The 10408-nt window shown below is 63.0% G+C and carries 8 protein-coding genes; 4 read left to right on the top strand and 4 right to left on the bottom strand.

Annotated features, from left to right (window positions below; translation table 11 throughout):
- Together B2W55_RS30405 and B2W55_RS30410 are read right to left on the bottom strand one after the other, a co-directional pair.
- Nucleotides 1–873, bottom strand: an 873-nt coding sequence (locus tag B2W55_RS30405) for an MFS transporter (protein WP_291532725.1), incomplete at its 3' end; no start/stop codon positions are given.
- Nucleotides 874–935: 62 nt separating this feature from the next.
- The gene (locus tag B2W55_RS30410) at nucleotides 936–2138 is read right to left on the bottom strand and encodes a pyridoxal-phosphate-dependent aminotransferase family protein (protein WP_024582729.1); all 1203 of its coding nucleotides are present in this window, start codon (nucleotides 2136–2138) and stop codon (nucleotides 936–938) included.
- 132 nt (nucleotides 2139–2270) lie between these two features.
- Between B2W55_RS30410 and B2W55_RS30415 the strand changes: the two genes are divergently transcribed.
- The 3 genes from B2W55_RS30415 to B2W55_RS30425 all read left to right on the top strand — a co-directional run bounded on the left by B2W55_RS30415 (nucleotide 2271) and on the right by B2W55_RS30425 (nucleotide 6532).
- Entirely contained in the window at nucleotides 2271–3023 is a 753-nt protein-coding gene (locus B2W55_RS30415; RefSeq protein WP_024582728.1) for a GntR family transcriptional regulator, read from the top strand.
- 109 nt (nucleotides 3024–3132) lie between these two features.
- Nucleotides 3133–6111, top strand: a complete 2979-nt coding sequence (locus B2W55_RS30420) for an FAD-binding and (Fe-S)-binding domain-containing protein (RefSeq protein WP_024582727.1) — start codon at nucleotides 3133–3135, stop codon at nucleotides 6109–6111.
- Complete coding sequence (locus B2W55_RS30425; protein WP_024582726.1) at nucleotides 6104–6532, top strand: GlcG/HbpS family heme-binding protein; 429 nt, start codon at nucleotides 6104–6106, stop codon at nucleotides 6530–6532. The genes B2W55_RS30420 and B2W55_RS30425 overlap by 8 nt, the downstream gene beginning before the upstream one ends.
- A gap of 131 nt (nucleotides 6533–6663) precedes the next feature.
- Here the strand turns inward: B2W55_RS30425 and B2W55_RS30430 are convergent, their stop codons facing one another.
- Both B2W55_RS30430 and B2W55_RS30435 read right to left on the bottom strand, forming a co-directional pair.
- Nucleotides 6664–7269: a hypothetical protein gene (locus B2W55_RS30430; RefSeq protein WP_024582725.1), complete on the bottom strand. Its 606-nt coding sequence runs from the start codon at nucleotides 7267–7269 to the stop codon at nucleotides 6664–6666.
- Between the two features lie 133 nt (nucleotides 7270–7402).
- The gene (locus tag B2W55_RS30435; RefSeq protein ID WP_100554861.1) at nucleotides 7403–9139 is read right to left on the bottom strand and encodes a hypothetical protein; all 1737 of its coding nucleotides are present in this window, start codon (nucleotides 9137–9139) and stop codon (nucleotides 7403–7405) included.
- A 388-nt stretch (nucleotides 9140–9527) separates the two neighbouring features.
- Between B2W55_RS30435 and B2W55_RS34305 the strand changes: the two genes are divergently transcribed.
- Nucleotides 9528–9809 carry an AAA family ATPase gene (locus tag B2W55_RS34305; protein ID WP_024582723.1) on the top strand — a complete coding sequence of 94 codons (282 nt, stop codon included), beginning with the start codon at nucleotides 9528–9530 and terminating at the stop codon, nucleotides 9807–9809.
- Nucleotides 9810–10408 lie beyond the last annotated feature (599 nt).

The raw sequence follows: 10408 nt of genomic DNA on the forward strand, positions 1-10408 counted from the left end.
CACATTGCCCGTGCGTTCGAGAATGCGGTCGGAGATGACGCCGCCGACGCTGTCGCCGATGACGCCCGCGAAAAACACGCCGGATGCGAACAGCGCCGAGTTCTTCAGATCGAGGCTGTAGTTGTTCTTGAAGAACAGCGGCAGCCAGTTGAGATAGAGCCACAGGCACCAGCCGTAGCAGAAATAGGTCAGCGTCACCGGCCACATCCGCTGCAACAGCGGTCCCCACGGCACCTTGGGCCGCTCGCCTTGCGGCCGCGGCGGCAGCGTCGCGAGCTCAGCTTCCGTGATCGAGCGGTGATCCCTCGGCTCGTTGCGGAAGTACCAGACCCACACGACGCCCCAGATCAGACTGACGACACCGAGCACGACGAATGCGCCGCGCCAGGTCAGCCAGAGGATCAGGAGCGCAACGACCGGCGGGGTCACCGCATTGCCGAGCCGCGCGAACGAGTGGGTCAACCCTTGCGCGAAACCGCGGCGCTTGGCGGGCGTCCAGTACTGCATGGCGCGGGTCGCGGTTGGAAACGTCGCGCCTTCGCCGAACCCCAGCGCGAAACGCGCGATGAACAACGCCGCCAGGCCATGGACGAAGCCGGTCATGATGGTCGCCGCGGCCCAGATCATGCCGCACCAGAACAGGGTCTGGCGCGGCCCGAAGCGATCGCCGACCCAGCCGCCGATCACCTGGAACAAGAGATAGGGATAGGCGAAAGCCGAGAACACCAGGCCGAGCTCGGTGTTGGACAGGCCGAGCTCCTTCTGGATCTCGCCGGCCGCGGTGCCGATGTTCACCCGGTCGACGTAAGTGATGAAATACATCACGCACAGCATGGCCAGCACGACATGGGTGGCCTTGAATCGAAGCCTCATATCCTCCCCTTCCCTGATCCGCGTCTATTCTGAGTTCGTTGACCTGCGGAATGCGGTGGCAGCTAGGTGCTGACCACCTTCAGATGTGGCGAGGCATTGCGCTGGTCGCGCTGCTCGAGCAGCTTCATCGCCGCCTCGACGCCGCCCTTGCGGTGCGGGACGCCGGCCACCGAAAGACCCATCTCGACGCCGGTGAGCGCGCCCAGCAATGTCAGCTCGTTGCACTCGCCGAGATGACCGATGCGGAACACCTTGCCGGCGACCTTCGACAGGCCGGAGCCGAGCGACATGTTGAAATTGTCGAGCACGGTCTTGCGGAACGCATCGGCATCATGGCCGGGCGGCATCAGCACCGCGGTCAGCACCGGCGAGAACTCCGCGGGTTCCTGGCAGAGCACGTCGAGCCCCCATTGATTGACGGCGGCTCGCGTCGCAGCTGCGAGCCGCTGGTGGCGGGCGAACACATTGTCGAGCCCCTCCTCCAGCAGCATCGCGATGGCCTCGCGCAGCCCGTACAGCAGGTTCGTCGCCGGCGTATAGGGGAAGAAACCGTTGGCGTTCGGCTTCAGCATTTCCTCCCAGTCGAAATAGGAGCGCGGCATCTTGTTGCTGCGCGACGCGGCGCGTGCCTTGTCCGAGATCGCGTTGAAGCCGAGGCCGGGCGGCAGCATGAAGCCCTTCTGCGAGCAGCTGACGCTGACATCGACCTTCCATTCGTCGTGGCGGTAATCGACCGAGCCGAGCGAGGAGATGGTGTCGACCATCAACAGCGCCGGATGCGCGGCGCGATCGATCACATCGCGGATCTCCGCGATGCGGCTGGTGGCGCCGGTCGAGGTTTCGTTGTGAACGACCATCACCGCCTTGATGCTGTGCGCGGTGTCGGCGGCAAGCTTTGCTTCGATCAGGGCAGGGTCGGCACCGCGCCGCCAATCGCCGGGAATGAAGTCGACCTCGATCCCGAACCGGCCGGCCAATTGACGCCACAGGGTGGCGAAATGGCCGGTCTCGACCATCAGGACCTTGTCGCCGGGCGACAGCGTGTTGACGATTGCGGCTTCCCAGGCTCCGGTCCCCGACGACGGGAAGATCACCACCGGGCCCTTGGTCTGAAAGACCTTGGCGCTGCCCTCCAGCACCGTCCGGCCGAGCTCGCCGAATTCAGCGCTACGGTGGTCGATGACCGGCATGTCCATGGCGCGAAGAACGCGATCCGGGACCGGGCTCGGGCCCGGAATCTGGAGAAAATGGCGTCCCTGATGCATGAAAACCTCCCGATCGCCGTGTCCCGGCGCGCTGTCGGATCATTTTGCATTCATTTTTTGTCTTTTCAATCCAAATTTGGTATTCGATCGAAGACGTCGACGCAATCAAATCGGCAAACTATTGTCTTGAATATGAAATCCACGATTCCCGAAGCCGGGGTTCCGTTCACCCCGCCCGCCACCGGCAATGGCGACGACCGCCAGGAAGCCTCGCTGCACGGCGAGATCCTGCTGCGGCTTCGCGACTATGTGGTTGAAGGCAACATCGCGGAGGGCGCCCGCGTTCCGGAGCGGCAGCTCTGCGAAATGCTTGGAATTTCCAGGACGCCGCTGCGTGAAGCGCTCAAGGTGCTGGCCGCCGAAGGCCTGATCGAGCTCTTGCCCAATCGCGGCGCCCGGGTGCGCCAGCTCAGCCAGCGCGACCTCGCGGAACTGTTCGACGTGATGGCCGGGCTGGAGGGCCTCGCCGGCCGGCTGGCCTGCGAGGCCATCACGGACGAGGAAATCACCGCGATCGAGCGGCTGCACTACGAGATGTACGGCCACTATCTGCACCGCGACATGCACGGCTATTTCCAGGTCAACCAACAGATCCACGAGAGCATCGTCGCGGCCGCACGCAACGACACCCTCAAGACGGCCTATGCCAATTTCGCCGGCCGGATCCGCCGCGTCCGCTACTCCGCCAATTTCGCCCGCAAGCGGCAGCGCTGGGCCGAGGCGATGCGGGAGCACGAGGCGATCCTCGATGCGCTGCGCCGCCGCGCCGGGAACGAACTGGCCGACATCCTGTTCCAGCACCTGCGCAACAAGCGAAGCGCCGCCATCGAGCATCTTGCGGAGGAGCAGGATGGCACCCCTGAGGCCGCGCCTCACGACCGCTAGCCTCGCGCGCAGCCTTGCTCATTTTGTATTCATAATGTAATTCGGACCTCAATCGAATGAATAATTCACGGCCGATGTTGGTTGTGCCGTGGATCACAGCGGATCCGGGATGAAGAACGCCTCCTCGCTCGAACAGCTCCTGCGGTCCGAACTGACCGGCGACGTGTTTTTCGACGCCTTCAACCGGGGCCGCTACGCGACCGATGCCTCGTTCTACCAGATCATGCCGGCCGGCGTGGTGGTGCCCCGCACCGTCGACGAGGCGCTGCGAACGCTTGCGATCGTCCGCGACGCCGGGCGGATCGTGACGCCGCGTGGCGGCGGCACCTCGCAATGCGGCCAGACCGTCAATGACGGCATCGTGGTCGACCTGTCCAAGCATCTGAACAAGATCATCTCGCTCGACGTCGAGAACCGCTCCTGCGTGGTCGAGCCCGGCATCGTGCTCGACGATCTCAACCGGCAACTCAGGAAACACGGCCTGTGGTTTCCGGTCGACGTCTCGACCGCATCGCGCGCAACGATCGGCGGCATGGCCGGCAACAATTCATGCGGCGGCCGCTCGCTGCGCTACGGCACCATGCGCGACAACACGCTGGCGATGGATGCGGCGCTGGCCGACGGCACTCTGCTGCAGTTCGGCGAGGTGCCGCGCGACCTCGGCGGCATCGAGGTTGCCGACAGCGGACTGAAGCTGTTCCGCGACATGCTCGATCTCGGCGAACGCGAGGCGGCCGAGATCGCGGACAAATTCCCCAAGGTGCAGCGCCGGGTCGGCGGCTACAACCTCGATGCGCTGGTGCCGCGCAATGCGCCGAACAACATGGCGCATCTGCTGGTCGGCTCGGAAGGCACGCTGGCCTTCACGACGCAGGTCGAGCTCAAGCTGTGGCCGGTGATCCGCAACAAGGCGCTCGGCGTCTGCCATTTCGGCAGCTTCTACGAGGCGATGGACGCGGCCCAGCATCTGGTCAAGCTGCGGCCCATCGCCGTCGAGTTGGTCGATCGCACCATGATCGCGTTGGGGCGCGAGATCGCGATGTTCCAGCCGATCATCGCGGCCGCGGTGCGCGGCGATCCGGACGCGATCCTGGTGGTCGAATTCGCCGAGGAGGACCAGGCCGACAATCTCGTCCGCCTCAAGCAGCTCGGCGAGCTGATGGGCGACCTCGGCTTCGGCTGGGACAAGCCGCAGCGCAAATGGGGCGGCGTGGTCGAAATCGTCGAACCGGCGCTGCAATCCGGCATTGCCGATTTCCGTGCCGCCGGGCTCAACGTCATGATGTCGATGAAGCAGGAGGGCAAGCCGGTCTCGTTCGTCGAGGATTGCGCGGTGCCGCTGCCGCATCTCGCCGACTACACCGAACGGCTCAATGCCGTGTTCGCCAAACACGGCACCCGCGGCACGATGTATGCCCACGCCTCCGAAGGCTGCCTGCATGTGCGCCCGGTGCTCAATCTCAAGCTCGAGAAGGACGTCAAGGCGATGCGCGCCATTGCCGAGGAAGCCTTCGCGATGGTGCGCGAATACAAGGGCTCGCATTCCGGCGAGCATGGCGACGGCCTGGTGCGCTCGGAATTCCACGAGAGCATGTTCGGGCAGCGCATCGTTGCCGATTTCCGCGAGGTCAAGCAGCGCTTCGACCCCGGCAGCACGCTCAACCCGGGCAAGATCGTCGATCCGCCCAAGATGGATGACCGCTCGCTGTTTCGCTATTCGCCGGACTATCGCGTCGCTGAATTGAAGACCGCGCTGGACTGGTCGGCCTATCCCGGCGCCGGCGGCGGCTTCCAGGGCGCGGTCGAGATGTGCAACAACAACGGCGCCTGCCGCAAGCTCGAAGGCGGCGTGATGTGCCCGTCTTATCGTGCTACCCGCAACGAGAAGGACGTCACCCGCGGCCGCGCCAACACGCTGCGGCTTGCGATCTCCGGCCAGCTCGGCCCCGACGCGCTGGCCTCCGACGAGATGATGGACACGCTGAAGCTTTGCGTGTCGTGCAAGGCGTGCCGTCACGAATGCCCGACCGGCGTCGACATGGCCAAGATGAAGATCGAGGTGCTCGCAGTGCGGGCCGCGACGCATGGCCTGTCGTTGCGCGACCGGCTGGTCGGCTATCTGCCGCGCTACCTCGATCTCGCCTCGCGTTTCGCGCCGGTCGCGAACTGGCGCAACGGCAGCCCTTGGCTGCGTGCGCTGTTCGAGAAGTTCGCGGGCATCAGCGCCAAACGCGCGCTGCCGGCGTTTCGCAGCGATACGTTCCGCCCCGAGGCCGATGCGCTGGGTCCGCCCGACGGCCGCGAGGTGGTGCTGTTCGCCGACACCTTCAACCGCGGCTACGAGCGGGAAAATCTCGACGCAGCGATCGAGGTGCTGGTCGTCGGCGGCTATCGCGTGCACCTGCCGCAACCGTCGGACGGCGGCCGGCCACCCTGCTGCGGGCGGACCTTCCTGTCGGCCGGCTTGGTCGATCAGGCCCGCGCGGAGCTCGGTCGGCTGGTTGCGACCTACGCGCCGTTCGCGGCGCGCGGCGTGCCGATCATCGGGCTCGAGCCGAGCTGCCTGCTGACCTTGCGGGACGAACTGCTGTCGCTGCGTTCAGACGACGCAGCAAAGACCGTCAGCGCACACGCTTTGCTGTTCGAGGAATTCCTGGTGCGGGAGGCCGAGGCCGGACGCCTCGCCTTGCCGCTCGGCAAGCTCGCCGGCAAGGCCGTCGTGCACGGCCATTGCCACCAGAAATCGTTCGGCGCGTTCAAGCCGGTGGAGAAGGTGCTGCGGCTGGTGCCCGGCCTCGACGTCACGACCATCGAGTCGAGCTGCTGCGGCATGGCCGGCGCCTTCGGCTATGGCGCGGACACCTATCAGGCCTCGATCGAGATGGCCGAGCTGTCGCTCCTGCCGGCGGTCAGGAGCGCCGATCAGGACACGTTGATCGTGGCGGACGGCACCTCGTGCCGGCACCAGATCAAGGACGGCAGCGGGCGCGCGCCGCTGCACGTCGCCAGCGTATTGGCGATGAGCCTGAAACGTGCGACATCGAAATCCGACCAATCATTGCCGACAAAGGAACAGGCCCATGGCTGATCTCACCCTCGACACCGCCCGCAAGATTCTGGATGCCGCGCTGGCCAAGGGGGTCGAGAAGAAATTCAAGCCGCTGGTCGTCACCATCCTCGATGCCCGCGGCGCCGTGAAGGTGACGGTGGCGCAGGACGGCACCAGCCTGATGCGGGCCGAGATCGCCCATGGCAAGGCCTATGGCGCGCTGGCGCTGGGCATGGGCTCGCGGGCGCTGTTCCAGCGCGCGCAGGAGCAGGCCTACTTCATCGATTCCGTGAACACGCTGGCGCAGGGCCGGCTGGTGCCGGTCCCCGGCGGCGTGCTGATCATGGACGGCACCACCCTGCTCGGCGCCGTCGGCGTCAGCGGCGACACGTCGGACAATGACGAGATCTGCGCCGTGGCCGGCATCGAGGCCGCCGGCCTGAAGGCCAACGCGGGCTAATTTGCTGCGGGTCGCCCCTACGGCTTTTGGAGCCAGTTCGCCCGCCCGGAGCCAATCCTGTCGATGATGCCAAATGGGCATCACTGGCAGTTCCGAGGCGAGCGAAACTACGTCGGTCTCGTGCTGCTTTCTTATTCACACCATCCCGACAGAATCATCACCAGCGCGACGGTATCGGGATTTGGTGCTGGCGCGAGTGTCGCGCCCTCGGCTCTCCACGCCATCTCAATGTTCGGAACACCGTTCACCAGACCGACCGGCGCATGGACGACCAACGTCGACATGTAGCCGCCATCGAAGATCGGTGAAAGCGCCCATGTCGAACCTGGTGCGCGAAACCATGCGTAGACCGTCGCGGTCCACTGGTTTGGACCAGTGATGTAGGAGTTGCCGGTCAGGATGACTTCCTTCGCTGTGGCGGGAATGTTGAACTGCGGCCAGAGCGGGATTTGTGTCCATGTGTTCGCGCAGGCATCCTTCGGACCTGTTCCGTCCGAACAAGTCGCCGGCGTCGTGTTGGGCGCGAAGTTGCATGGATGAAATTCATAGGGCGTGCCGTCATATCCTGGGCACACGCCCCAATTCGGCAAGCTCGTATTGTTGAACACGATGGTCGGATCGCGGACATTGTTTGGATTGAAATGCCACGTCGTGCAGGTGTTGGTCCAGTTGGTCTGAGCTGCAAAGACTGGCGTAAGCGCCAGCCACGCGGCAAGCGTGAAGATCAGTTTGCGCATCAATGGACTCCATCTTCTGTCACGACGATGCTCGCAGAGACTCACGACAAACGCTCACGGACGGCGCGCCCGACATCATGATCAACGCCTATTTGTCAGGTCCCGCGCCCACGGCGGTGGCAACAGTCCCGTCTCAAGGACAGGCGACGTTGTTCACCGCCGCGTCGACCCAACGATCCGAAAGCTTGTAATAGGAATAGCCGTTTGAATTTGCCGCCTGGATGGAGAGCTTTCCGGACTGGCTCGGATCTCCGTAGTACGCAAGGGTCCCCCACGGAGAAGGCGGCGATGGCAGGGGCGGCGTTCCGGTGGTCGCCGACCAGTCTGTGCTTGGAATCAACTCGTTGTTGTATCCGCCAACTCCCCACTCCGCACTCGAGTTGAAATAGCAAATATTGCCCGCACCGGTGAGGTAGTTGACCGTGGGTCCCTGGTATCCGAGCAAGACGGTAGCGACGTCAGTGTGGATCTGCGCCCACGCCGGCGTGGTCTTGGTCCCGTCGCGATAATAAAGGGTGCCATAATTGCCGTTCCACGCATCGAGCTTGACCGCATCGCCGCGGCAAGCCGGGTCGGACGTGGTTTGGCACTTTGGGCTCGTCGCGAAATCCCAACCGGTGGGCTTCGACTGCCACAGGCCGTGGACGCTGGCATCGACGAGAGTAAAGCTATGCGCGGCGGTCGCTTCGTAGAGCTGCCCTCCCGCCGTCAGTTGCTGCACGGTATCTCCGGTGCCGACGACCATGGTCGTGCCGCCCGTGTTGCCCACGAAGGCTTGCCCAGCGGAGTTCGTATACCAAAGCTTGGTGCTGGGATCGACAAACCATAGATACGCGTTGCTCACATGCGGCGCCATGCTGGTCGCTTGAAGATTTGCTCCACCCGACGTCACATTGAAAAACCCGGAAGTGCCGGTCAGGTAAGCCAGCAGGTAGCCGGTTTTTGCCTGGATGAAGTAGATGCCGTTTGTGACCGAACTAATGGCAGAGGCATTGTACCCGGTATTGTAGAGCCCGGCCGACGAGAGCTCCCACAGATCGCCGGCAACTCCGTCAACATACCAGAATGCCGGTGCGGTTATGTTCGACGACGCCGCGGCGCTGGTGAGATCGTACACCTGGTACGTGCGGTTAATTGGGGTTGGATCGAGGAAGCGCGTCTTTCCAAATGTCGGATTTGCGGGATCGGAGAGGCCGGAATACGCATAGAGCAGCGTCCGGAAGTCCAGCGTCCCCTGGGTGATCATGCCGATGTCTTCCTGCCGATAGACATCCTCGGGATTGCCCACCCGTTGCGAAAACTGGACGATCGCCGACTGCGCGACGCTTTGGTGGGTTAGCAGCCCCCAGAGGCTCACGGGCGCCACGATCGACACAGTTGGGTCGACGAACAAGTCGACGCCGGACCCACCACCGGTGCCGGACCCAAACGCTGCAATGATCGAGTGATCGTCCACCGACGAATCCCGGCTGGTACCGAAATTGGTCACCATGAGCGTTGAATTTGGCTTGATCTGATAGAACAGTTGCAATGCCAGGGACGCAAACCCCTGGCAGGCGACCCCCATCGTCGCCCGATTGTTGATCGTATCGATTGCCGACATCGTGGTATTGATGCGCGTGCATGCGTCGATCAATTCGAACGCCAACGTGCTCGTGAAAATCAGCGCCAGGCCATCGTCGTTGATGCTGCCGTAGAGTGGCGAGGCCGCCGTCAATTTCGACAGAATTGCGCTCTTGGTGGAGCCGAACAAGCTGGTCAGCTGGGCCGCGAGCTGACCTTGGGCTGCATTAAACTGAGTTTCCGTTGTCTGCGCGGCGGCCGACGCGATCTGACTGAGCTGGCTCGTGGAGAAGAACTGCAGCTGCAAGCCTGGCTGCGAACTACATGACGCGGACGCCTGTACGGAGAAACTCAATACGCACACCAAAAGCGCCCACATGAATCTGATCATGACTTTCCCGCGATGACATTGGAGGCGTGAGAACTTTCTTGTTCCGGTCAGGCACGAATTCTATCTGTAATTGACGGTAAGAAGATAATCACCCAAATGTTGTGACGCGATGATGACGAAGACGGCCAACAGCTCTCATCACGGCCGGCTATCGCCGCCGCACCACAAAGGGCTCGACCATTCACTGACGCCCTGGGACGTAATGTTACCCACGACAAATCGCATCGCGCGGCGGCACTGTCCGGGGCGGGAACAGCTCGAGGAATGACTTTGAGCCATCGACGCCAAGCAAGCAGCTCTGCCGGTGCAATTTGTCACTCTGCCGGAGTGGCCAGCTGAGCAGCCGCCACCGGTCGACTGGTTTGCGCACGGAAAGACTCCACGGGCCGACGTCACGATCCTGTCGGGAGACGGCGGCACGGGAAAGACGATGACGATGCCGCTGGCGAGCTGCGCGTCCGCGCGCGGCGCACAGGATTGGCTCGGGATCGTGATCGAGCTCCGTCCGGCGGTTTTCCTATTGGTGGAGGAGCGAGCGCGAGATACGGCGCAGGACGCATCGCATCGCTCGAGAACTGGCGTTTGACATGCACGAGTTGATCAACCTGCATTTTGGTGTCCGCGGATATCCGCGATGGTGCACTCGCGCTGGCCGATAAGGGCGTCACGAAAGCCCCCGCTGTTCACTGCGATCAAGGCAAAAGTGATCGCGCTGCGCCCAGCGCTCGTCGTGTTCGACAACATCGCCGCCTCGTTCTCGGGCAACCAGAACGCGCAGCTTCGTGAACCTGTGGCGAGGTCTGGCGCGCGCAAACGTTGCCTCTTACGCACTATTTCTACGATCCGTGAATTCTCGATGAATCATCTGGTCTTCTCCCAGCTTACTCCGTCCCAACTGAGAAGTTCATCATCGTTCAGGAAGAGGAGCTTATCGTGCACTTGGGCGACGACGAATACGTCCTTTGCCAAGGCGATACGATGCACTTTGAAATCAAGTCGCCCTATACATTCTCGAATTCAGGCTTGGTAACGTGTGCCTACTACGTGATCATAATCCGTAAACAAGCTGGATGATCGGCTCAAGGAGGCGAAAGACTGTCAATCGGCGTTCAAATTTGACCCCGTATCGGCTTCCAATTTTGACCCCCTTGAGCGGCTCGGTTTGGCGGTAGCGCTCGTCTCGTC

The sequence above is a fragment of the Bradyrhizobium sp. UBA2491 genome (genome assembly GCF_002341725.1).
GTDB lineage: Bacteria > Pseudomonadota > Alphaproteobacteria > Rhizobiales > Xanthobacteraceae > Bradyrhizobium.